The 23,862-nt window shown below is 44.0% G+C and carries 24 protein-coding genes; 12 read left to right on the forward strand and 12 right to left on the reverse strand.

The window, feature by feature from the left end; genetic code table 11:
• The first annotated feature begins 117 nt into the window (after nt 1–117).
• Nucleotides 118–1,215, forward strand: coding sequence for a calcium:proton antiporter (locus L5M29_RS13690; protein ID WP_025008445.1), 1,098 nt, complete (start codon nt 118–120; stop codon nt 1,213–1,215).
• A 29-nt stretch (nt 1,216–1,244) separates the two neighbouring features.
• On the opposite strand, the gene L5M29_RS13695 is transcribed toward L5M29_RS13690, so the two are convergent.
• The 5 genes from L5M29_RS13695 to L5M29_RS13715 all read right to left on the reverse strand — a co-directional run bounded on the left by L5M29_RS13695 (nt 1,245) and on the right by L5M29_RS13715 (nt 5,504).
• Nucleotides 1,245–2,150 carry a hypothetical protein gene (locus tag L5M29_RS13695; protein ID WP_263168296.1) on the reverse strand — a complete coding sequence of 302 codons (906 nt, stop codon included), beginning with the start codon at nt 2,148–2,150 and terminating at the stop codon, nt 1,245–1,247.
• Nucleotides 2,151–2,315: 165 nt separating this feature from the next.
• Nucleotides 2,316–3,284 (reverse strand): D-alanyl-D-alanine endopeptidase, encoded by a 969-nt coding sequence (pbpG, locus tag L5M29_RS13700; RefSeq protein WP_105251600.1) that lies wholly within the window; start codon nt 3,282–3,284, stop codon nt 2,316–2,318.
• A 396-nt stretch (nt 3,285–3,680) separates the two neighbouring features.
• Nucleotides 3,681–4,172: a GNAT family N-acetyltransferase gene (locus L5M29_RS13705; protein WP_263168298.1), complete on the reverse strand. Its 492-nt coding sequence runs from the start codon at nt 4,170–4,172 to the stop codon at nt 3,681–3,683.
• A gap of 175 nt (nt 4,173–4,347) precedes the next feature.
• Nucleotides 4,348–5,067: an LrgB family protein gene (locus L5M29_RS13710; protein ID WP_219251214.1), complete on the reverse strand. Its 720-nt coding sequence runs from the start codon at nt 5,065–5,067 to the stop codon at nt 4,348–4,350.
• A 2-nt stretch (nt 5,068–5,069) separates the two neighbouring features.
• A complete protein-coding gene (locus tag L5M29_RS13715; RefSeq protein WP_028761649.1) occupies nt 5,070–5,504 on the reverse strand; it encodes a CidA/LrgA family protein in 435 nt (144 codons plus the stop codon).
• Between the two features lie 122 nt (nt 5,505–5,626).
• Here L5M29_RS13715 and L5M29_RS13720 point away from each other — a divergent pair, with 122 nt between their 5' ends.
• The gene (locus L5M29_RS13720) at nt 5,627–6,517 is read left to right on the forward strand and encodes a LysR family transcriptional regulator (RefSeq protein WP_028761648.1); all 891 of its coding nucleotides are present in this window, start codon (nt 5,627–5,629) and stop codon (nt 6,515–6,517) included.
• A gap of 8 nt (nt 6,518–6,525) precedes the next feature.
• Here L5M29_RS13720 and L5M29_RS13725 read toward each other — a convergent pair whose 3' ends face one another.
• Entirely contained in the window at nt 6,526–7,344 is an 819-nt protein-coding gene (locus L5M29_RS13725) for a hypothetical protein (protein ID WP_263168300.1), read from the reverse strand.
• Between the two features lie 433 nt (nt 7,345–7,777).
• On the opposite strand from L5M29_RS13725, the gene L5M29_RS13730 reads away from it, so the two are divergent.
• From L5M29_RS13730 to L5M29_RS13740, 3 genes are read left to right on the forward strand one after another with little or no spacing between them, the layout of a single operon-like run.
• Entirely contained in the window at nt 7,778–8,512 is a 735-nt protein-coding gene (locus tag L5M29_RS13730; RefSeq protein WP_263168301.1) for a basic amino acid ABC transporter substrate-binding protein, read from the forward strand.
• Nucleotides 8,513–8,519: 7 nt separating this feature from the next.
• A complete protein-coding gene (locus L5M29_RS13735; RefSeq protein ID WP_006085903.1) occupies nt 8,520–9,200 on the forward strand; it encodes an amino acid ABC transporter permease in 681 nt (226 codons plus the stop codon).
• Nucleotides 9,193–9,918: an amino acid ABC transporter ATP-binding protein gene (locus L5M29_RS13740; RefSeq protein WP_028761645.1), complete on the forward strand. Its 726-nt coding sequence runs from the start codon at nt 9,193–9,195 to the stop codon at nt 9,916–9,918. The genes L5M29_RS13735 and L5M29_RS13740 overlap by 8 nt, the downstream gene beginning before the upstream one ends.
• Nucleotides 9,919–10,404: 486 nt before the next feature.
• On the opposite strand, the gene L5M29_RS13745 is transcribed toward L5M29_RS13740, so the two are convergent.
• From L5M29_RS13745 to L5M29_RS13760, 4 genes are all read right to left on the reverse strand, one after another.
• Entirely contained in the window at nt 10,405–11,142 is a 738-nt protein-coding gene (locus L5M29_RS13745; protein ID WP_263168303.1) for a hypothetical protein, read from the reverse strand.
• 121 nt (nt 11,143–11,263) lie between these two features.
• Nucleotides 11,264–11,551 (reverse strand): hypothetical protein, encoded by a 288-nt coding sequence (locus L5M29_RS13750; protein ID WP_263168305.1) that lies wholly within the window; start codon nt 11,549–11,551, stop codon nt 11,264–11,266.
• A gap of 190 nt (nt 11,552–11,741) precedes the next feature.
• Nucleotides 11,742–12,098 carry a DUF6547 family protein gene (locus L5M29_RS13755; RefSeq protein WP_263168307.1) on the reverse strand — a complete coding sequence of 119 codons (357 nt, stop codon included), beginning with the start codon at nt 12,096–12,098 and terminating at the stop codon, nt 11,742–11,744.
• 77 nt (nt 12,099–12,175) lie between these two features.
• Nucleotides 12,176–12,541, reverse strand: coding sequence for a VOC family protein (locus L5M29_RS13760; protein ID WP_263168309.1), 366 nt, complete (start codon nt 12,539–12,541; stop codon nt 12,176–12,178).
• Nucleotides 12,542–12,703: 162 nt separating this feature from the next.
• Here L5M29_RS13760 and nfsB point away from each other — a divergent pair, with 162 nt between their 5' ends.
• From nfsB to L5M29_RS13775, 3 genes are all read left to right on the forward strand, one after another.
• Nucleotides 12,704–13,357 carry an oxygen-insensitive NAD(P)H nitroreductase gene (nfsB, locus tag L5M29_RS13765; protein WP_219233801.1) on the forward strand — a complete coding sequence of 218 codons (654 nt, stop codon included), beginning with the start codon at nt 12,704–12,706 and terminating at the stop codon, nt 13,355–13,357.
• A 333-nt stretch (nt 13,358–13,690) separates the two neighbouring features.
• Nucleotides 13,691–14,335 carry a DNA-J related domain-containing protein gene (locus L5M29_RS13770; protein WP_131524261.1) on the forward strand — a complete coding sequence of 215 codons (645 nt, stop codon included), beginning with the start codon at nt 13,691–13,693 and terminating at the stop codon, nt 14,333–14,335.
• A gap of 312 nt (nt 14,336–14,647) precedes the next feature.
• The gene (locus L5M29_RS13775; RefSeq protein ID WP_263168311.1) at nt 14,648–15,403 is read left to right on the forward strand and encodes a thiol:disulfide interchange protein DsbA/DsbL; all 756 of its coding nucleotides are present in this window, start codon (nt 14,648–14,650) and stop codon (nt 15,401–15,403) included.
• 107 nt (nt 15,404–15,510) lie between these two features.
• On the opposite strand, the gene L5M29_RS13780 is transcribed toward L5M29_RS13775, so the two are convergent.
• Nucleotides 15,511–16,038 carry a cytochrome b/b6 domain-containing protein gene (locus L5M29_RS13780; protein ID WP_263168362.1) on the reverse strand — a complete coding sequence of 176 codons (528 nt, stop codon included), beginning with the start codon at nt 16,036–16,038 and terminating at the stop codon, nt 15,511–15,513.
• A 107-nt stretch (nt 16,039–16,145) separates the two neighbouring features.
• Nucleotides 16,146–16,667 (reverse strand): menaquinone-dependent protoporphyrinogen IX dehydrogenase, encoded by a 522-nt coding sequence (hemG, locus tag L5M29_RS13785; protein WP_028761755.1) that lies wholly within the window; start codon nt 16,665–16,667, stop codon nt 16,146–16,148.
• A 476-nt stretch (nt 16,668–17,143) separates the two neighbouring features.
• Between hemG and L5M29_RS13790 the strand changes: the two genes are divergently transcribed.
• The 4 genes from L5M29_RS13790 (at nt 17,144) to L5M29_RS13805 (ending at nt 23,608) form a co-directional block, all read left to right on the forward strand.
• Nucleotides 17,144–18,352 (forward strand): MFS transporter, encoded by a 1,209-nt coding sequence (locus L5M29_RS13790; RefSeq protein WP_168822615.1) that lies wholly within the window; start codon nt 17,144–17,146, stop codon nt 18,350–18,352.
• 144 nt (nt 18,353–18,496) lie between these two features.
• A complete protein-coding gene (locus L5M29_RS13795) occupies nt 18,497–19,336 on the forward strand; it encodes a TIGR03899 family protein (RefSeq protein ID WP_028761753.1) in 840 nt (279 codons plus the stop codon).
• Nucleotides 19,337–19,478: 142 nt separating this feature from the next.
• Nucleotides 19,479–21,713: an EAL domain-containing protein gene (locus L5M29_RS13800; RefSeq protein ID WP_263168312.1), complete on the forward strand. Its 2,235-nt coding sequence runs from the start codon at nt 19,479–19,481 to the stop codon at nt 21,711–21,713.
• A complete protein-coding gene (locus L5M29_RS13805) occupies nt 21,710–23,608 on the forward strand; it encodes a sensor histidine kinase (protein WP_263168313.1) in 1,899 nt (632 codons plus the stop codon). The genes L5M29_RS13800 and L5M29_RS13805 overlap by 4 nt, the downstream gene beginning before the upstream one ends.
• Nucleotides 23,609–23,862 lie beyond the last annotated feature (254 nt).

Here is a 23,862-nt window from a genome sequence, read left to right on the forward strand (position 1 = left end):
AGCGATCTAGTTCAAACATTTATCCTTAACTCCAAATCTAAAGGAAGTTTCATGCAAAGTGTGCCATAACCAGTGTCTATACTAACGGCCTTTTTTTTCGTTTAGGACAAATTGCCTATGAAGACATTTATGAAAGACGAGTTAGCCCTGCTACTGGGAATACTGACCTTAGTATTCTTTAAAACCGGTGGCGATAGCTTACTCGCCGATGGCACCGCCCTCTCGACCTATATTCCCGTGTCACTCGCCCTATTGGGTGTAGTGACTTGGGCTATTTTCTCTGTGGTACGCCACTCAGATGCACTAGCGATTAAGCTTGGCGATCCCTATGGCACCTTAATCTTAACTTTATCGGTCATTTCACTCGAAGTGGTGATGATCTCCTCCGTGATGCTGACCGGAGAACCCAACCCTGTCATGGCGCGCGACACTATGTTCGCCGTCGTCATGTTGATCATCAATGGCTTAGTGGGCTTTACATTATTACTTGGCGGCTGGCGTTACCATACCCAGCATTTCAATTTAGATGGCGTAAAATCCTATCTCGTGGCGATTATCCCCCTCGCCCTACTCTGTTTAGTACTGCCTAATTTTACCGAAGGTGGCACTATTGGCGGCATGTCTAAAGCCATGTCTTGGATGCTGATCATTATTTCGATACTGCTCTATGGCGTTTTTTTAGTGGTACAGACGAAGAGCCACAGCCATTTCTTTGTCGATGCCGATCATGAAGACCATGAGGAACACCACGGCATACTACGCAGTAATGCCTACCATACAATTCTATTAATTGGCTACTTACTCGTGGTCATTTTGTTGGCAAAAACCTTAGCTATGCCCATCAATTACAGCGTAGCAACCCTAGGGGCTCCACAGGCATTAGGGGGCTTTATTGTGGCCTGCTTGATTTTATCCCCCGAAGCTGTGGGAGGTTTTAAGGCCGCGTTAAACAATCAATTACAGCGGGCGATGAATTTGTATTTTGGCTCAGTGCTCGCGACGATTGCACTCACAGTCCCCGCGGTATTAATTATTGGCAGCGTGATAGATCAAGAAGTCCATTTAGGCCTGTCACCCGCCGACATGGTGCTGTTAATCACCAGTTTAATGGTCTGTAAGGTAAGCTTTAGCAGCGGTCGCACCAATGCATTGCACGGCGCGACTCATATAGTCTTGTTTATCGTTTACTTGTTCTTAATGTTTGAACATGCCTAAACTTTATTAAATCCAAGGCCGAGCGTGATTTATTTGCGTCTCGGCTTTACGCTTTTCTCATCCAGATTGACCCGCAGTAAGAGTACAAACCAGACTAAAGCGCCAACAACAAACCAGATAAAAATCCACACTAACTTATAGCCATTACGAGCCTCAAATGGTTCAAATTTGGGCATAAAAATCGTTTGATGTTCAGCTTGATAAAGCGGACTTTTTTGTGCGGCGCTGAGCAACTCTGAACGAAGAGAGGATGGGGCTAATCGTTCAAGGTAAACAAAACTCTGGGGGTCCAACTCATTGAACTCATTTAGGGATTTAGCCAAAAACGCTTTGAATTGCGCTTCTTTCTCATCGGGTTCAAGTCGATTACTGATCTCCTGCTGATAAACTTTACCATACCAAGCGAGGGCCTTAGCATGCCAACTGTCTGCACGCTCTGCAAAAATCGGCATAGCGATATACAGTGCCATATTTAAGTGACTACTATGTTTACCTGTAACCTCTAGGCTTCGCTGCAAACCAATTTGCGTCTTATCAATATAAGATTGCTGCAACTGATAATACTGAGTATTTTTATGGAGATACAATTCTTGTATCGATGCTAATTGCGTTAACTTCCCCGTGGCAGTCTTGAGATATTCCTGCGCAACAATGCAAGGAACAGCCATTAATTGCACCGCGATCAATAAATAGAAAAAGCGCGAATTGTCTTTAACAAACTTGAGTCGTTTTAGCCTAGGTCGGATATAAATGATCGACAATAACCAAGACAGTATCTGCGGCAGCCACAAATTAACGATATCTTCATCTAGGCTAAAAAACTCAAGGTTAACCAACAACAGCCAATGGACAAAACTGTAACCAGAAACAAATAACAGGCTGAGAAATAAGAAGGGAAAATAGATAAGTTGAATTTTTTTTAAAAATACATCCACACGAATGTCATCCTTGAGAACATAAAATAACGACTATGGTACGCTCAAATCCATCATAAATTTATCAAAATTGAGTAGAAACTCAAAGCGTTAAAACATAAAGGCCAGATTGATTGCTCATCTGGCCTGTTATGTTTGTACTTTTATAGAGCTGCAACCGAGAAACTAGGTCTCACTCAACTTAGCTAATTGCTGCTGGCTACGTTGTTTCTTGTATTGCTTAGCTTCAGCAGGAATAGGAGTGACTTTGCCTGTCTCTAGCCAGTTACGTAAACGGTTAGCATCCGCAATATGAGTATATTTGCCGTAAGCATCGAGCACGACAAATGCCACTTGGCGTTTTGCCATTTCAGTACGCATCACAAGGCAGTGCCCTGCTGCATTCGTAAAGCCTGTTTTGGTTAGATGAATATCCCAGTTATCTTTATAAACCAAACGATTGGTATTACGAAAATCTAAACTGTATCTTGGGTTGGCAAAGGTAACCGTCTTCTTCTCGGTCGAACTCAGCTGGCCTAGCATAGGATACTTTTCACTAGCCTTGAGTAATACAATCAGATCACTGGCACTCGAAACGTTTTTATAGGATAAACCTGTAGGTTCAACATAGCGGGTATTTTTCATTCCCAGCGCTTTTGCTTTGGCATTCATCGCCTTAATAAAAGCTTTATGACCACCGGGATAATGATGTGCAAGACTTGCAGCTGCACGGTTTTCTGATGACATTAAGGTCAGCAATAACATTTCTTTACGGCTGATTTCACTGCCGATACGAACTCGAGAATAAACACCTTTCATTTCTTTGGTATCACGGATGTTTACCGCAAGCTTTTGCTCCATAGGTAACTTTGCATCCAGCACCACCATAGCTGTCATCAACTTAGTGACAGATGCAATTGACATTACTGCATTAGGATTATTGGAATAAAGCACTTCATTGGTTTTTAAGTCCACGACTATCGCACTACGTCCTGCAATTTCTTGCTTTAATGGTGCTTGCTTCGTTTTTGCTGTCGATTGAGTTTTGGTGCTTTTATATGCGACAGAGGCCGAATCGGCTGAATGCGCTGTCGTGGCAACGGTGAGACTGCTGCACGCAAGAATAAAACTACTGAGCAGAAAACGGATCTTCATATAGATTTCACTGAATAGATAAGGGATCGATTGTGCTATGGCACAGGTTTTGGCTAAGTATAGGAGTTCTACAGTGAAAGAAATAGAATGCAATTAGACTTTTATCAGTAAGATCAGCACTTTCTTCTCAATTTTTTTATATAAAACCAGCTTAACCTGTCACCAATCCAGAGTAATAAAGCATCTAGATCTAGGCTTTTCAATTACAGTAGAGACAAAATCTTAGGAAGAGGCTTTTTTTAGTAGAATAATTTGAAATGAAAATAATGGGCGACTTTTTGCACTTTTAACAAAAGTCCCTGTACAACAGTGGTTTCAAGCATCTAAATACGTCATTTTAGGCGAATGAAAGCGTTAACATACGCCCTAAAATGTCGCGTTATAGCATCTTATCCGCTAGCGTAAGACAAATTCGAGTAAGGCTTCAGTATCTTCGCTCTCTTGTATCAGTTGGTCTGTCAGCACAAAACCGTGTCTGAGCAGCACTCGCTGTGAAGCTAAATTATGTTTAGCCACATGGGCAAAGAGGGGTCTTAAACTGACTAAAGGCAAAAATTGCGCTAAGGTCTGTGTCGCGATACCTTTGCCCCAATATTCACGGTCAATCCAATACCCTATCAGCGCTTGTCCATCACTTTGCCAATGCCCAATATTGCCCAAAAACTTGCCATCGACCACTATCGCCCTTGGTAATACATTCACTTGTCCCAGAATATTTTGATGCCAATGTTTAAAAAACGCCTCTCGATCTCGAGGAGGAAATTGAGCAAGCTGGTTAGCAATGGGATCGCTTTGATGCACAAAAATAGCTTCAAGATCACTTTCAATAATCGGGCGTAAACTCACGCTGTATTGCGTGTTTGGTTGTTTGTCTGACTTACTAGACATAGGTATCACCATTAATACTATGTATTTCAACTTGGTACAGCATGCCACATTTTATGAAGGTAAGCTCAAAAAAAAAGCGCATAACCGAGAAGGAGTTAGCGCTCGAAGAGGCAAATTTGCCGAAATTGAGGTGTGTAAATTCAAACCATAAAATTCACACGATAGCATTCAAAGCCTAGATAAAAATCAATGCAAAAACGGGTGCGCCTAACACCATAGCGATACCAATAAAAATCATAGTCAAACTGGCGATAACGCCCTCTTGCTTGCCGATTTCATTGGCTTTTGCTGCGCCCGCACCATGGGCAGATGCGCCTAGAGCAACACCTTTACCTAACGAAGTACGAATACGCATAAATTTAAATAAGGGATCACACACCAAGATGCCAATGACGCCTGTAATTAACACCATCATGGCCGTCAACTCAGGCACGCCGCCAAAGGCACTGGTCGCCTCCATCGCAAAGGGAGTCGACACCGAACGTACCAGCAAACTCTTAGACAATTCCACCGGCAAGGGCACAAACTTCACCAACAGCCAAGAAGACATCATCCCCAGAAACAATCCGGCCGTTACACCTAACCCTATCGTCAGCGGATACTGGCGGATCAAGTTACGCTCACGATAAATCGGCAAAGCAAAGGCGATAGTTGCTGGCGCTAACATGGCCATTAACCAATGGGTGTATTCAAAATAGGTTGGCAGCGGGATCTTAAGATTAAACACCAATAAGGTAATCACTATTGGCGCTAACACTATGGGTGCTAACCACCAGACTCTATGGTACTTATAGAGACGCTTGGCACCGAAGTAACAGAATACGGTCAGCAATAAGCTGAATAAGGCTAATCCCGTCTGCGACAATACAAAATCCACCACTTTTGAGTCAGTCATCATTAAGCCGCCTTAGCGTGGCGACGGGCTTGCTTTTTGATGTTCAGTTGGCGCTCAAAACGAAACACTCTATCGACCACAAAGCCTGTACCAAACATCACACACACACTGCCCATCACTAAAGTGAACAATATATTGGTGCCGTATTGCTCAAACAAACCTTCGTACTTAATAACGGATATCACTGGCGGGATGAAAAACAGCAATAACTCACCAATCAACCAAGCGGCACCCAGTTGTACGGCATTTTCAGGAATGAGTTTAAAACCTAATAAAAATAAGAGTATGCCTAAGCCAATCACACTCCCTGGAATAGGAGAATGTGCCCAAGTGGCGAACCAGTGACATGCGAAGGACAGTAAACAGAAGAGGCCGATTTGGCTTAATAACAAAGCCCAATGTCGACACTGACGTATTGCGGCTTGTGGGAATGACATGATTTTCTCGGTTAGAACAAAGTTTTCTATAGGGCTATTCTAGGCTTGCCTATTTGATAAAAAAAATGAATATTAAGAATGTAATGCATGAATTTTAAGAATACATTTAAAGGTGAACCTTAATGGACCTCAAAGTTATCCGCTATTTTATCGAAATCGTCGATGCTGGAGGCTTCGGTAAAGCCAGCGAAAAAGTCCATCTCACCCAACCTGCACTATCAAAGGCCGTACGCCAATTGGAAGAGGAGCTAGACCTCATCTTACTCGAACGCGGTAAACGCGGCACCCAAGTCAAACTCACGCCCGCGGGCGAAGTTGTTTATCGACATGGCAAAGAGTTACTCGCTGGCCGACAACGCATGCTCGCTGAACTCACAGCCCAACGCAGTTTAACCGCGGGCGAACTCAATCTCGGATTGGCTCCTCTAGGGAGTGCCGAAATTTTTGCCCCGATTATTGCCAAATATCGCCAGCAATATCCGCAGATAGAGATGCACTTACTCGTCCGTGGCGGTGTAGAGCAAACCGCGGCAATCCAAAAGGGCGAAATTGAACTAGCCACTGGGATTATTGATTTTGATGAGGGCTATGACGGCATACGCGTGTTTAACGATCCTATGGTAGTGGTACTGCCTAAGGAAAATCCGTTATCCACCCGACAGATATTATCGTTTAGCGATCTTAGTGCCGACCCTCAGGTGATGTTCGAAACCGAATACACTCTCTATCAATTAGTGCTCAATGCCTGCCGACACGCCGGATTTGTCCCTAAAAACATCACCCGCGTTAGCCAAGCCGATTTCGGGATTGCCTTAGTCGCCGCGGGCACAGGGGTTATGGTATTACCGCGCTCCATCGCGCGGCGCTACAGCGTGCCAGGCGTCGTAAATATCCCGCTGGCGAGTGACGAGCTGCGCTGGGAGTTATCCCTCTTTTGGCGCAAAGACCAAGTCTTATCCTTCGCAGCTCAAGCCATGATCGCCTTAGTCGAGAAGCACTTAACCCATAAATAACCCTATTCTTACCAAGGAACCACTAAGCTTAAACGCACTAGCGTATCGCTATCCCATGGCAGAATAGGCAAATACTCAGCCGAGTTAACATCGACTTTGGCATAGTGGTCTAAATTGTATTGCGTGTGCTCAGCGCTCAGCATTAACACGCTATTAGGCCGCCAAAAATCGGTTTGGTAACTCAGCTCAAAGCGATATTGATTCTCTAACCATTGGTCTTCGTCTTGCCAGGTTTGTGCGGCAACCTGTATATGTAGCTTAGGCGTCACATTTGCCCCTACACTTCCCATAAAGGTATAAGCAAACGTACCATTCCCAAAATCGCCACGATCGTAACCTCGAGTTCTAGGCACATCGTCATCGATTTCGAGATAGTAATAACCCGTACCCGCCTTGAACTGGGCCTGTAATGCTTGCCCGTCAAAGTTAGCCGTCAACCCAGGAAATACCTTAGCTTGTTTCTCAACCGAGCTAACGGTATTACGCTTTCCCTGTAAATCGAACTGCCAACCGAATGAAAACGCGGGATTAACACGATAAAGTTCACCGCTCGCGGCATAGGCAGACTTAAACCACACAGGGATGTGGTCAGGGTCGAGTTTATCGACATCTGCGTCTATATAGGCATCCAGCGCCGCCGTCAGCAAAATATCGCTTTGGGTTTTATGTTCTAACAATAGACTCGCATTCACCCCTAAGGTGTGAGAATCCTCGACCACAAAATCATGGCTGCCTAAGCTGTAATGCCACTGAGTTTGCTCTTCGGCCTGCAGTGCACTCGATAAGCACAGGGCTAAACACACTAATGCTGAGTTGAGATAGTTCACTTTTGACTCCTGAAATATCGTTTCTAGCTTGATAATCAAATCAGCCAGAGGATTAAACTGCATAAAATAGGAATAACACCAACTAAGGTTGCCGTTAAAGAGCGGCTAAACTAGCCAATTTAATCAAAGAATAATAGGCGATAGTTCAAATTATGACACTCTCATTGAGAAGCCACTAATAAACACCACAGAAGTATAGATAGCCAAAAACCTAACAGTAACAATAGTTATAGACCAAAGCACAATAATTCAACCCAGAAAAAACAACTTACACACAAATTTGTACAGGAAAGCAGCTGGCCTCAATCTTGCGACTGAAAACCGCAAAATAGAAATGAATTTTTAATCAAATTAACAGCATAATTATTGACACTTAATGCTCATCTGCCTATAGTCGCCACACTGATAGTGAAATCGAACAAGAGAGTCTTAAATGAAAAAGTCCATGTTATTAGGCGGCCTGACCTTAACTGCCACCTTGTTGTTAGCTGGATGCGGAAAAAGCGATGACGTGTTAGTCGTTGGCACCAATGCCGCCTTCCCTCCTTTTGAATATGTTGGCGGCCAAAGTGGCGATGAAATCAAAGGCTTTGATATCGATCTGGCCAAGCAAATCGCTAAAGATGCGGGCAAGACACTGAAAGTCGAAAACATGAAATTCGATTCACTGATCGTCGCACTCAACTCAGGCAAGATTGATTTTATCGCCTCAGGTATGACGATAACCACTGAACGTCAGGCCAACGTAAACTTCTCTGAGCCTTACTACGAAGCGACTCAAGTCGTACTAGTCAACAAAGATAACGATAGCATTCATACGCTTGAAGATATTAAAGGCAAACACTTTGCGGTGCAGTTAGGCACAACCGCTGACATAATGTCGAAAAAATACACCCAAAATATCACCGCCTTTAATACGGGTTTCGAAGCCATTATGGAGCTTAAAAATTCAAAGGTAGATTTAGTGTTATTCGACAGCGAACCTGCCGCTAACTATCTGGCTAAAAATCCTGAATTAAAGATGATTAAACTGGATTTTCCTGCTGAGTTTTATGGTTTCGCCGTGTCGAAAGAGCAGCCTGAACTGTTAGCGAGCATCAATAAAACACTGGCTAACATGAAAGCTGACGGCCAATATCAGACGCTCGTTTCTGCCCATATAAAGTGATATCAGCATGATAGACGCAATTAATACCTCGCTGTTTAGCCCGATTGGTGAAGACGGCATGATAGGCATACTGCTGATATTAAATGGTTTGAAGGTGACATTAATCGTCACTTTCTTCGCCATGTTATTAGGCGCAGTGTTAGGCATTGGCACCACCTTTATGAAGATGTCGTCTAAGTGGTATATCCGCTTCCCCGCCAATCTTTATGTCGGTGTGATCCGTGGCACCCCAGTAGTTGTGCAATTAGTGATCCTTTACTTCATCGTGCTTTCAGCCTTAGATGTCGATAAGATCACTGCCGCCATTATCGCTTTTGGTCTCAATAGCGGCGCGTATATTTCTGAGATAATCCGCGCAGGGATTCAAGCCGTTGATAAAGGTCAAACCGAAGCGGCCCGTTCACTTGGCTTGTCCCAAGCAATGACCATGAAATCGATTATTCTGCCCCAAGCGATTAAGAATATTCTGCCCGCACTTGGTAATGAATTTATCGTGCTCCTCAAGGAAACCGCCGTCATTGGCTTTATCGGTGGCGTTGACCTTATGCGCGCCGGTGAAATCATCCGTAGCCGCACCTTCGAGGATAGTGTGCCCTTATTTACCTGCGCCCTTATTTACCTATTCCTGACCTACAGCTTCACATTTGTGCTGTCGAAATTTGAAAAGAGGTTGAAACAAAGTGATTAAAATAACCAACCTGCATAAAAACTTCGGCGATAACCAAGTGCTCAAGGGCATTAGCGAGCATATTCGTCAGGGCGAAGTGGTGAGTGTGATCGGCCCAAGTGGCAGTGGCAAGAGTACCTTTTTGCGTTGTATTAATCTGTTAGAACAGCCAAGCCAAGGCGATATCGAGATTGAAGGTCAATTGATCACAGCGCCAAACGCCTGCGTAGATAAACTGCGGCAAAAAGTGGGCATGGTGTTCCAAAACTTTAACTTGTTCCCCCATAAAACCGTCATCCAAAACATCACCTTAGCGCCCATCAGCCTAAAACTGATGACGCCAGCTCAAGCCGAGACCAAAGCCCTCGACCTACTGGCACAGGTTGGTTTAAGTGACAAAGCCAATGCCTACCCCGCCAGTTTATCGGGCGGCCAAAAGCAAAGGGTCGCCATTGCCCGCGCATTAGCGATGGAACCAGACTTGATGCTGTTCGATGAGCCAACATCGGCACTCGATCCCGAAATGGTCGGGGATGTATTAGACGTGATGAAAGATTTAGCGCTAAAGGGCATGACCATGGTCATTGTCACCCACGAAATGGGCTTTGCGCGCGATGTATCCGATCGAGTGATCTTTATGGACGGCGGTTATGTAGTCGAATCAAGCCCACCCGATGAACTATTTAGCCACCCGAAAGAAGCCCGTACCCAAGCGTTTTTAAGCAAAGTATTGCGCTAGCTTAAGCGGCTTAAGTCCTGTCACTCACGCTCACTGTCATGACCTTTATAAGTACGTGCAGTGAGCGAAGAATTCAAATTAGGATCCCAACATTCAACGTTGATGACAAAGACTAAATTAGACAAGTCAGGATACAATCATCTTTCACAACACCATAAACATTATGCCTTTGAATTAATAGGTATTGAACAAAGCTAAATAGCCGTTTATCTGTTCAGGGAGTTTATTGTCATTGTGTCTCTAGCGACACGCCGTGAATATGTCCTTATAGGCTCGACGGCGACATCCATGTCGCCAACGGTCACTGGTGCCCCAATACCAATTTTAACTACCAGTTTTGCTATATATACGTAAAAAGCTAGTAGACATAAATGGGTTAGAATTCTTGCTCTAATCTATGATTTTCGGATTAAATTTTCTATGGATTAACGCCGCACTCTAGAACAAACCGAAGCGCAGCGCAGATTTGTCCCTAGCAGCGCCTTGTTATGCGCTTGCCGCTTCACTTAAATCAATCTCCATTGGAATCTGATATGAATTTGTGTAAAGGCTAGCTTTAAATGATGCCCTCGGCGTGATCAGGACTTTTCCATCTTTTACTGAAATTGTACCTACCAGAGGAAATATATCCGATGGCCCTTTAAGATCAACAAACCTTTTAGTGAAAGTAGCACCTGTTTTGTGGTTAATGTATTTTACAAGCCCATGAGATGCTTCGCCATTTGGGCGCAATTTATATGAAACCAGAACCGAATATGACTTAGTATGTTTTGCCTTAACCGGAAGCTCGACCGCAGAACCAAATCTTTCCACTTCGTTTGAAGCAAGCTTGATTTTTTCGGTTTTTTCTATGCTCAACTTACAAAGGTGCTCAAGACACTCAAAGGTACTGCGAATTACAAATTGTTCAAGTTCGGACTCATTTAATGATTTTAATTTCTCAAAATTTACACCGCAATCTATATACCTAAGCCACTTTTCTGGTGTTCTATCAGAAAAAACCATCGTGCCTTCTGGAATAGCATTTGTGTAGTTTACATATAGGTGATCGAATTCTCCGAGAAATAATCCATTTGCACCAAGTATTGTGGCTATACGAGCACCCCAGTAATGAAGCAGCTTAGGAAATTTGAAAAAGCTAGAACAACTCGAAGGTAGACTTTTACCTTTCTCATATAGGGAGTCGCTAGCGTAATACCTAATATCTATTAATGCTTTTTCCATTTATATATCCGATCTCTCTTCACGCATAGCCACAAACAGCTGCTTTGTATTGGATTGTTTTGCGGTAGCGTAGCAAAACAAGGAACGAAAAAGCCATCAGGCTGGTTTGCATTGTTATGTGTTACTCACAGAATGGACAAAATAAGTTGTTCATGAAGTCTAGTGGATCAATATTACAGCTAGGTAGTAGAACCGTAACTCTACCGTGCTTTTGACATTCTATTTCTTGGAAGCCACCTTCTGCTTTTAAAGTACTTAATTCCAGATCGCTCCAGCCGCACCAAGGGCAACATTTTATCTCAGCTTCAGTGATAGCAGCAATTTCCTGCTCCCAGTTACACTCTCCGCAATGGACTTTGCGAATCGTTCTGGCTTCTGTGAGGTTTATTACTTTGGGTCTTTCGATCATTAAGATTCCCCTACACATAACGTTGGGTATAAGCGGATCCGCGTTAGCGAATAATAAATCAAGCCATCCATTTTAAACCAACAACATAATGCACTTTTGGTTTGCCTTCAACCAGCGATGGCTTTGTTAAGTAACTGAAATCATTCAGCTGTGCAGGATGTTCATTGGAAGTAAGATATTCCGATAATACCTATTCTTGCTCCCAATTATCCCCTTCTCGGCGACAAACATAGTCATAGTAAAGGGTGGAACCAAAGGGCTGAAATTCCATCTCAATGCCGTTTTCGTAATACTGACCATTTTCGCAGTCCATTCTGTCATTAAGTCGTACTAAGGCATCATGAATACCACCACGTCTAGCATTAATAAGCATCTTGACGAGAATCTCTCTTTGCTGGACAGTTAGTGACGTTAAGAACTCATTTATTTCTGAATTTTCCTGCCTGTTTGGATAGCTCCCTTCTTGCAAGACCCATTTTTCAAATACTCCATCATGTAACTGAGCAAACTCGTCAACAAAGCATTTCCACAATTCAACTGAACTCATTTTTTCTCCTGAAAGCATAACGCAGTACCCATGCGCGTAAACTTGTAAATGCCGCGGGTCTCGAATGCCTCACTCTGTTATGTGTCTGCTGCTTCATTAAACAAAATCCTGTTTGAAAACGGATCTGTTACAGTAAAGCAACGATCGCCCCAAGGCGCATCTTCAATACTAAGTTTGTTGTATTTATATGGCTTAGAAGTCACATGAGCAAATAATTTATCAAGTTCACTCACATTCACAAAAACCTTACAGCCAGGAGTACAGTCGCCTGAATGTTCACTCAAGTGCAAAACAAAATTGCCAAGTGAAACTTGTATATAAATCGGGTAGCCATCCTCAAAGCGATGTTCCCAATCTAATTCCATCCCCAGAAAGCCAAGGTAAAACTCTTTGGCTTTATCTTCATCAAAGATCCGCATAATTGGGATTGTCTGAAACTTCATGCCATCTACTCCATCACACATAAGCTTTGTCTAGTACGCATAAGCACCCAGTTTCAAATTTTTTTTGAAACTAATACCTGCCTTGATCACATTGTTTTTTACTTAAACCTGCTTAAAATACTGCCATTGAATTTGTATTCCTTAATGATTTGGAGCCGTTACATGAGTGATTTAAGTTTCTTCGCCAAAAAGCGCTACACCACTAAGGCCTTTGATCCAACTAAGACGATTCCTGCGGATAAAATAGCAGAAATCAAAACCTTATTGCAGTACAGCCCATCATCGACTAACTCACAGCCTTGGCATTTTGTGTTAGCGAGTACGGCGGAAGGTAAAGCGTTAGTTGCCCAAGCGACCGAAAACTATGCGTTTAATACCCAAAAAATTCTCGATGCTTCCCATGTACTCGTACTCTGTGCTCGTGCTCAATTAGATGAAGCACACTTACTGCAAGTGCTCGAGCAAGAAGCGAAGGATGGCCGCTTTGCTAATGAAGAAGCCAAGCAAGGCCAACATAATGGCCGTTCTTTCTTCGCTAATATGCATAAATTTGAGCTGAAAGATGCCCAGCATTGGATGGAAAAACAAGTCTACTTAGCGCTTGGCACTTTAATGCTCGGTGCAAGTGTATTAGATATTGATGCGTGTCCGATCGAAGGTTTTGATGCCACTAAAATGAATCAAGTCCTAGGCTTAAGAGAGCAAGGTCTAGGTGCCTGCGTGGTTGTCGCCTTGGGTTATCACTCAGAAAATGATTTCAACGCTAAATTGCCTAAGTCTCGCTTAGATCAAGAAGTGATCTTCACCGAGATCTAGTCCTTCACTCTATGTGAAAATAATCATGCCCTTGATTTTATGTGATATAAACAAGGGCATCATGTCTAAAGCTAGCCCTCTCTTAACTACCTTCCCCTAAAACTTAACTGCTGTTAACGGCTTATTTACGCCGAGAAACCATCTAAAGTAGGAGTCAACCATCACGGTATTGCTCTAAAATTCATCTTTGCCTACACTTTGGCTCTGTGGCATAGTTTGCGGCTCAACTTAGTGAATGATCATTTATCGTCGCCTTTCGAGTCATCTTTGTTGCAGCCCAGCGGTTTTATCGGCGCATTGGTAACACTCACAATTTAGGATGGGACAGTCAGTATGTTATTTGCCAAACCCTCACTCACTGAAGAATCTCAATCGATTCGAGTTGCAAACACTAAGGGCGATAACCCACTGATTTGGCCGTTGCTTACGGTTTTACAAGCCTCAAATCAAAGTTGGAAAATCCATCACTTAGCCACTGAATTACAAACCCAAGGGCTGATCCACCAGCTTGATGAAAATCCGGGTAACGATTTATTCAAACGTAACTTCCTACTGATGAACGCCCTGTTTGAACTGCAGGAAATATTACTGCCCAAGCAATGGCTACAAGTCAAAGCAATGGAAATTCAAATCTTCCGCTTAGTACCATCAAACGTTAACCTGCTGATAATGCAAGATACTTCCCTGCGTGAGTATTACCTCGATTGGAATAACTACGACACCAGCGAAAACGTAGTACGAGAATTACTTGAGGCATTCTGGAGCAATTATAAGAGCTATATTGGCTTAAATATCAATCTGATGAACAAAGGTAACGCGCTGCGAGTTTTCGAATTAGACGAGAGTGCTACCGCCCGTGATATCCGCAAGCAATGGCGTCGTTTAGCGCTTAAATGGCACCCAGACAGGCCCGATGGCGATGCGGCGCGTTTTCGCGAGGTGTGCGAAGCTTGGCAGTCGCTTAGGGATATTGCGTAAGAATTTAGCCAGTGGTGATGCAGAACTGGGCTTTAATCAATATGCACCGACTTAGCGATGCGATCCTGCCTACAGTCCTGCCAAATCTAAGGTAAAACTTCCATTGAGATCACAGATTTAGCCTACTAGCTTCATGTCAATTCAGTCATAATTAAGCCTTTCCATTTAACCTGAACCTATGTGTCAGCGCTGGCATTTTGGCTAGCTTAACTCCTAGGTTGAAGCTCACTCTATCTCTTATGTTGACCGTTGAATGTCAACGATAACAACGACTGACATTGTGAATTCAATCCCACCGAATTTGAGGAAACTATGATTAAACAATTAGCCTTGGCTGTAACCTTAGCGATTGCACCATTGAGCACCTTTGCCGCCAATTTTGTAGAAGGCACACATTACACTCAAATCTCGACCAAAGCCCCTAGCAGCGAACCAAAACTCACTGAATTCTATTCATTTTATTGCCATAACTGCTTCAATATGGAAACTAACTATTTGCCTGATATCAAGGCGAACCTCAACAAACAGATAAGTTTCGACAATAAGCATGTCGACTTTATGAATAGCGACATTGGCACTGAAGTGATGCGTTCATTAGCCGTGATCCAAAGCGTTGATAACAAAGACGCCTTAACCCATGCCATGTTTACCGCAATCCAAGGTGCAGAGGGCGCAAACGGCCACGATCATAGTGCACCTGGCCATCAGCACGAGCCGCAAATTAACAGCCGTGATGACATCAAAAAAGTCTTCGCCCAATTTGGTGTCGATGCTGCTAAATACGATGAATTAGCCGATAGCAAAAGCACTAATGAAAAGCTTTCCCTGTGGCGCACCCAGCAGAATGAATTCAAAATCGACAGCGTACCCGCCTTTATCGTGAACGATAAATATGCGGTAAATTTAAACAGCATCAAAACCTTAGATGAGTTAATTGGGTTAATTAACTACCTTGCTGTTGAGAAAGATGCCGCCCCCGCTAAAACCTCATCGGGTGGCAGTCTAAGCTGGTTATTTCTAGTCTTCGCCGCCGCAATTGGTGCGACCCGTCAGCAACGTCTTAGCTAATTCAAAACAATCGTTGGAATAAAAAAATGGCCTCCAAATTAGGAGGCCATTTTTATGCGTGTTCAATCCAAGTGATTGGTATAAGCGCTCAATATGGGTTCTGAAGTTTATTGCCGAATAAAATCAAGAATATGGCTCGCAGCCAAGACGAGATGTAGGATCAAGAAACCAATAAAAGCCTGCGCAAAGACTTGGTGATAACCACGCCATGTCAGTGCCGTTGGCGTCCCTTGAACGATAAACCAAACTAGACCCGTAACCCCTGTAGCCACCAGCAACAGCATGCCAATACCTTCTATGGCACTAAACAGCCCTTTGCCACCAGCGACGGGGAGTTTACCTTTAGTAAGTCCAACAACATCTTGCTTTAACTGTGACCAATCGCCCGCCAACCAGCCAAAGTATTGGTGCCACTTGCCACGCAAGATATTGCTGAGTAAGAAAAGAATCCCAAGCACAGTACACGCTAAACCTAAATATACATGCAAATAATCCCAAAAACTGGCGTTATCGGGTATCCGTCGGCCCATAAAAATCCACGGACTGGAACACACGAGTAAGATAGTCGACACGACAATCCACACATGCAGTTGCGCCATAATGACTCGGCATAAGGAGCGAAGTTTAGTCATCATACTGATCATATTTAATGCTCCTTTGCCCTTGTGACTAAGGCATACATACAGCTTGCAGGGCGCGAATAGAATAGGGCTAAATGAAGCACCGAAATTTGATATCAAGCTTAAGCGCTGTGGATCTGCTCACCAAACTCAGTCACTTTCTGCCAATCCGTGTATTCAACATTGGTAACAGGGTCAGTAGGTCCTTTAGTTAACCACATGATGAAACGGATAATATTTCTATCTAAAGCGTTATAGCCTTGGTAATTCAAGTTCCCCCCAAAAACGCGCAACAATTGTGGCCGCCAAGTGGTTTTACTTAAAAATGCCTGCATGTAAGGATTGGTCTCTGGGGTGTTTTTCTCGGGTTTACGTGCCACTAAGCTGACAGAGAAAAAACCACTGACCTTATCCGTCAATACGGCTTGATGCTTTTCAATAAACTCGTACAAACTTGGGTTATGTTTACCATGGCGAATACTGGCGCCTATGATGATTTTGTCGAACTCAGTGAGCACTGGAGCGGCCTTGATATCGGCAGTAACCACTTCATTACCCAAAGCCATTAACTGCTGTGCGAGCTTTTTAGCAATCTTTTGGGTTTGGCCGTGAACACTAGAGTAAATGATAAGAATTCTTTTCAATTTAGCCTCGATTAATCCCAAGCAAAATAACAATAAGCGGCCTAGAAAAGACGGTGTAGGCGACTTAATTTCGACTCTCTATGCCCGTTTGGCATATCAAATGACATCACAACGCTCAGACTAAATGCGCTAAAAGTAGCAATGGACACCCAGAGTCATTGGCATTCCAGTGGAATTTAACTTGGTATGCAAAAGTAAAATGACAATTATGATATTTCATACTAGGTGATTTACCCGCCAATTTACATGAAATAGATCACGGGCTTAGCGCCAAACACCCCAAGTATATGCGGTAGTTTTAACTGCCTCACAAAAATAACGCCTTAGGTATATTCTCGCTTTAGCGTCTTTGTAACCTAGGGAGTTAATTCGCCTAAACATTGTTACAAAATTGAAAGGGATAAGTCACACCTTATATAGCCAACCTAAGAAAAAAGCATTAGCATTTGAACACTTATCGCCTGAGTCCCTTATCCATGAAAGCTATTCAAGCAAAAGATCCTAAAGCACTCTTGCTGTGGATGACCTTTGTTATGTCACTCGTGTTTGCCGTTTGGCAGGCATTGCTCAACAACTTCGTGATTGAGAAAGCCCAATTCACTGGTGCTGAAATCGGCATGTTACAAAGCCTGCGCGAAATCCCCGGCTTCTTGGCTTTTACGGCAATTTTTGTGCTGCTGCTCATTCGAGAACAAGCCTTCGCCCTGCTCTCGCTCGCCATTTTATGTATCGGCGTAGCGGTAACAGGTTTCTTTCCTCAGGTCATAGGCCTGTATCTAACGACTGTGTTGATGTCTGTCGGGTTTCACTATTTTGAAACCATCAACCAATCGCTAACGCTGCAATGGGTCGATAAAAAAGACGCGGCTGGATTTATGGGGAAAGCACTGGCGTGGCGTTCGGCGGCCGCTTTAGTCGGTTATGCCAGCATTTGGCTAGTAATGACTTGGTTGAAGCTAGACTACCTGCATATGTATTTGATTATAGGCGTATTAGGTCTCATCATTGTGCTAACCATAACATGGTATTACCCCAAGTTTGAGACAACGGAAATACAACACAAAAAAATCATACTGCGTAAACGCTATTGGCTCTATTACCTGCTCACCTTTTTTTCAGGTGCGAGGCGGCAAATTTTTATGGTATTTGCGGGCTTTATGATGGTTGAAAAGTTTGGTTATAGCGTCAGTGAAATCACTGCGCTGTTCTTAATCAACTATGCCGTTAATCTACTGTTTGCGCCTGCTATTGGTCGTTTGATTGGACGTATTGGTGAGCGTAATGCGCTTACTGTGGAATATATTGGACTCATCTTAGTCTTTATCAGCTATGCCCTAGTCGAACAAGCCCATATGGCGGCAGCACTCTACGTTATCGATCATTTACTGTTTGCGATGGCAATTGCGATGAAAACCTATTTTCAAAAAATCGCCGACAGCAAAGATATTGCTGCCACTATGTCAGTCAGTTTCACCATAAACCACATAGCGGCTGTGATTATTCCTGTGCTTTTGGGCTTATTATGGTTAACCGATCCCGCCTTTGTATTTTACATAGGGGCGGGCTTTGCCGTATGTTCGTTAATACTAGCGCTGAATGTTCCGCGCCATCCTGAACCGGGTAATGAAACCTTATGGTCTTGGCCAACTAAAAGTGCGAAATCAATCGCTAAAGTCGTTAAATAAAACGGCATAATAACGAACCAAAGAATTGGCTTAACGAGATGCTCAAACTAAAGAGATGATCATCTAAAGTGAGCTACAACCGAATGTAAGAGTTCACTAAGCCCACACCTCAACCACAGTGCAGGCTCAAGGATTAATAACGCGATGAAGGATTCAGATATTTTACTGTTGGCAGAAGAAGGCGAGTCAGCATCCGAGGTATCCGCTCGCAAAAAAGCCCTGCTACTTGGTCGCCAATTAGGGCTCGCCAGTGAGCAAGAATACCGCCCTGCGAACGCCTCAATAGCCGAGCGAGCTCAACATAGAGCACGCAAGTTATCGAGCGAATATCAGGCCAATGTGGAAACCATTTTTGCCTTAGCCCTCAGTTATACCCACTCAGATGTCACAGGGGTCGATCTTGATCCCGATTGGAGCCATCAATTTTTCTTGATGGCGGAACAAATCCATAACCGTAAGATGCAAGATTTGTGGGCTCGGATATTGTCGAGCGAGATAGTGAATCCGGGAAACTTCAGTCTACGTACCCTAGCGCTGCTCAAGCAACTGACTCACAGGGAAGCACAAATTCTAGAAAAAGCCCTTGGCATGGCGGCTAAGGTGAATAACGAGCAGCGCCTAAAACTCATCAGTGGCTACCGCTTGTCAGGTGGGATTGGCCAGTATTTCCGTAAAACCACCTCAGTCAATTTAGGCTTATCCCAGTTTGGGCTACCTTATTCCAGTATTTTGACCTTAGTCGATGCGGGAATACTGCACAGCAGCGAGTTCGAAACCGGCTTACTCAACAATAAAACACCGATTCAATTTGCCCTGCAAGGCATACAAATGAAGCTCACGCCTAAGAGCGGCAATCTGCTTTTTAGCTATTATCGCTTAACGCCGATTGGTGATGAACTGGCCCAACTCGTGCAACCTAAGCCGGATCAAGAATACCTCAAGGCCCTGCAACTCTTGTTCGCTAAGGATTTTAAGATCGAGTAGCGACTTAATCGCTTATATTATTGACTAATAAAAATATTTGCTTGAATAAACTCCATCTGTCGCAAATACTCTATGTATAAAAAATGCTCGTTTTATTTGCTGAGTGAATAAGGATGCGAATGGCATCTCAAGGATGGAGAGAATGATTAGTCAAGAACAAAATGTCTTTTTTTTAGACGAACAACCGTCACCACAACACCTCGAAAATCAAAAAACAGTCAAAATACTCACGGTGGACGATGACTCAAACTTCCAACGTTCGACCGCCTTCGCGTTATCAACCCTCAAAGTATTAGATTGTAAAATTGAGCTGGCCCAAGCCTTTAGCTATGCAAAAGCCTGCCAAGTGTTAACTAAGGAAAATGATTTTGCGATCGCCTTAGTCGATGTGGTGATGGAAACCGAAGATGCAGGGCTACGGTTAGTCCGTGCTATTCGGGAAGTGCTCGGTAACGAAAAAATCCGCATTATACTGCTTACAGGTCAGCCCGGTATGGCCCCTATTTTCGATGTAATGCGAGATTACGATATCAACGACTATTGGACTAAATCCGAGTTATCGGCCGATAGACTGCAAACTATTCTCACGACTAACCTGCGCTCATATCAACAAATTAGCAGTATTGCCAATGCTAAGCGTGGTTTGCAACTGATTGCCGAGTCCAGCGGCGCGCTCTACACCTCACGCAATATCAAAGAACTCTCAGGCAAGATGCTGCGACAATTATCCCAGCTATTAAACCTGCCCCATGGTGGCATTGTGTGCGTGAAATCAATGGGGGAATTAACTGAACAGGGTATTTCCCACCAAATCATTGCCGCATCGGGCGAGTTTGAACCTTATTTTGGCTATGCTTTACAGCAGCTTGAGCAGCAACACATACGGGCACAACTTGAACTTTGCCTGAGCCGCAGGGAATCCCGTATCGAAAATGACTTTACTTGCCTCTTCTTCCCCGACGAACTCGCAGGCGCCGATTACTCCGTTTATTTAGCCACAGGCAGACCACTGGATATCACGGAAACTGAAATGATCCGTGTGTTTAGCATGAATATTTGTGGCGGCCTGCATAGCGTGTCGCTCATGAGCCAACTAGATAAGATTGCTTTTGAAGATCCGCTCGTCAAAATCCCTAATCTCAACGTGTTGCTCCGCACCTTAGAAGGCGTGCTGGCGGAAGATATTCGCGAAAAATTTAATTTATTGATTATTGATATTGATAAGTTTTCCGACTTTAATCGTGTATTTGGTTCGCCCCAAGGTAACGAGATGCTCAAACACGTTGCCTCTTGTTTGCGCGAACACTTTGATGCTTGTGTGTTAGTCGCTCGCCTCAAGGATGATAAATTTGCCGTGCTCGGCCCTAAAACCTTAGTCACCGCTGACATTATTAGTCGACTGTTCATTGAGCCCTATCAGCAAGGAAAATCGAAGATCACGGTTAATATCAGCACTGTCACACTGCCACTAGAATTAGCCGATGGCACTGCGGTCGATGCCATAACGCAAATCAACATGGCCCAGAAAACCGCCAAAAAGTTAGGCATTAGACAACATGTGACTTACCAACAAGCCAATGACGATAATGTGGCCTATCACTTCGAACTCTTACAAGCGCTGCAACACAGTATTACCTGTAATGACATCCATATTGCACTGCAGCCGCAAGTCTGTATTAAAACGGGTGAAGTCGTCGGGGTTGAAGCGCTGGCTCGCTGGACCTTGCCAAATGGTCAAAATGTGCCGCCGTTGGATTTTATCCCCATTGCCGAAGCGACAGGTTTGATCACCCAACTCGGTGAGCAACTATTCGTGCAATCTTGCCAAGCACTCTGCACACTCAATGAGGCGGGTTATACCAATTTATGTATGGGAGTGAACTTATCGGCCATGCAGTTCGAACAGGAGAACATAGTCGATATTTTAAAGCAGCACATTGCCGACGCTAACATGCCTCTAGGTCAGATAGAAGTCGAAGTCACTGAATCGATTGCGATGCAAAATTTCGAAACCATCCGCAAGCAGTTAAATGACTTACGCTCGATAGATATTAGAGTCGCAATTGACGATTTTGGTACCGGATTTTCCTCATTAGCCTATCTCAGCAAACTGACCTTCGACCGCATTAAGATTGATAAATCCTTTATCGACAATGTCACCTCAGATGATGGCGCCGCTGCGATAGTCGATAGTATTATCTTGTTAGGACAACGCTTCCACATGAATGTGATTGCCGAAGGCGTTGAGACTAAAGAGCAAGCGAAATGGCTAAGCGACCGCGGCTGCCACGATGCCCAAGGCTACTTTTATGCTAAGCCAATGCCACTACCGGAGTTATTAACTTGGCTTAAAAACTACCAAAAAACACCACTATGACAGCGCCATCGCAATTGACTCAGCCTACCTTCTGGGGCTACTGGCTCAGATTCATGCTGCCGTGGTTATTGTTGGTGCCCATACTCACCACTTTGCTTTATCAAAAGCGCCATGAAGATGCCATGGTGCCCTTATACCAAGAGGCGAACACCCTTTTAGGTGATGCCGATAAAACCATTGCCTACCATATTGGTAATATTAAGCGCGACGCCCTATTTCTTGCTAAATATCAAACACTCCTCGATGCGGCGGCGGGAAATGAGCAAGATCTCACTCAGGTCGAACATTTCTTCAAGAGCTTTAGTGCCGCATCACAAAACTACGATCAGGTACGTTGGCTCGATAATCATGCCTTCGAGAAAGTGAGGGTTAACCTTATCCAAGAACGTCCGCAAGTGGTTGCTAAGCCATTATTGCAATCAAAAGCCGAACGCTACTACTCCATCCAAAGCTTACGTTTAGCGCCCAATAGTTTTTACTTTTCGCCCTTAGATTTGAATGTTGAGAAGGGGACAATTGAAACTCCTATCAAGCCCGTATTAAGAGTCACCACTCCCGTGTTTTTACCCTCAGGCGAGCGCCAAGGCTTTATTGCCCTCAATTTTCTCGCCCAATCAATGTTAGACGCCATTGCCAAAATTACGGCTAACAGCAATGTCGAGCTTTCACTGCTGAATAAAGAGGGTTACTGGCTACTCTCATCCAATTCCGAACTCACTTGGGCATTTATGTTTAATCGCCCCGAATTAACCTTAGCTAAGCTCAATCCCGATGCCTGGCAACAGATTACCCAAGATAGCGAAGGTGCTTTTATCACCCCCGAAGGGCTCTGGGATTATGAAAATGTACAAGATGCGACCAACACTTCTGACCAAGATTGGAAACTCGTGATACGGGTTCCCAATGATCAACTTTCAAAGATTAATCAACGCAGCCTGCTGGAAGCGCTCAGTCTAGGGATTTTATTACTATTACTCGGCGGTGGGATCTGCTGGCGCGCAGCAAAGTCCATGCGAGTAAGGGACAAGTTGAATCAAGAGTTAACCGAGCAACAGCAAAAACTCACCCAATCCAATACCGCGTTAGCCGAATCGTTACAGCACTTACACGACACTCAGCAACAACTCATCGAGACGGGAAAACTCTCATCCTTAGGCATGATGGTGGCGGGCGTCGCCCATGAACTCAATACCCCTGTCGGCGCTGCACAGGTCACGTTATCGAGCATGAAAAATGAATGCACTAAGCTACAAAACGCCTTCGAATCGGGTCTTAAGCGATCTGATGTCGATACTTACTTTATTCACTTCCATGAAGGCGCGGAGATAGTGCAAGCCAATTTAAGCAGAGCCGCAACCTTAGTCAGTAGCTTCAAACGCTTAGCCGTGGATAGAACAAGGGAAGAACGCCGTAGTTTTAAGCTCACAAGTCTCGTTCAGGACATGCTACATACCTCATGGCTACGGATGAAGAAGCAATCCCATGAGCTCGAAATCGACATTGATGCCAATATCGAAATGAACAGCTACCCAGGCGCACTCGGACAATCCCTTGAAAACTTCGTCACTAATGCGATAACCCATGCTTTCGAAGGAAGGGGAAATGGCCAGATAAAAATCTCGGCAAAGATGATAGAAGATCAAATAGTCGAAATCACAGTCTCAGACAATGGCATAGGGATGAGCGCGGAAACGATGAAACAAATCTTCGACCCCTTCTTTACCACTCGCAGGGGAAATGGCGGAACTGGGCTGGGGTTACACTTAACTTATCAACTCGTCAGCCAACTTCTTGGCGGGAAAATTACGGTCAGCAGTAAGTTAGGTAAAGGCAGCGTTTTCAGCCTGATAATCCCAGTAACAGCGCCAGAAACCGCCGAGCTGAACCTGAATTAACCGCTTATACGCAACGGCGATAGATAGCCAGTATGCTGGCCGAATATGATGCTAAAACTTGATATCTAACCATGATGCTTGAACTATTCTGTTTGAACGCGGTGCTTAAACCATATTGCTTGAATATCAGCATTGAACATAGTGAACTCATTGCGCCCAAAATAAAACAGGAGCCCAAGGCTCCTGTTTTTTATGAGCATTCAATCACTTGCTAAGGCAAGATTTAATATGGCTAGGCATAACTAGTCATAACA

The organism is Shewanella sp. SM95, from assembly GCF_025653595.1.
Lineage (GTDB): Bacteria > Pseudomonadota > Gammaproteobacteria > Enterobacterales > Shewanellaceae > Shewanella > Shewanella oncorhynchi.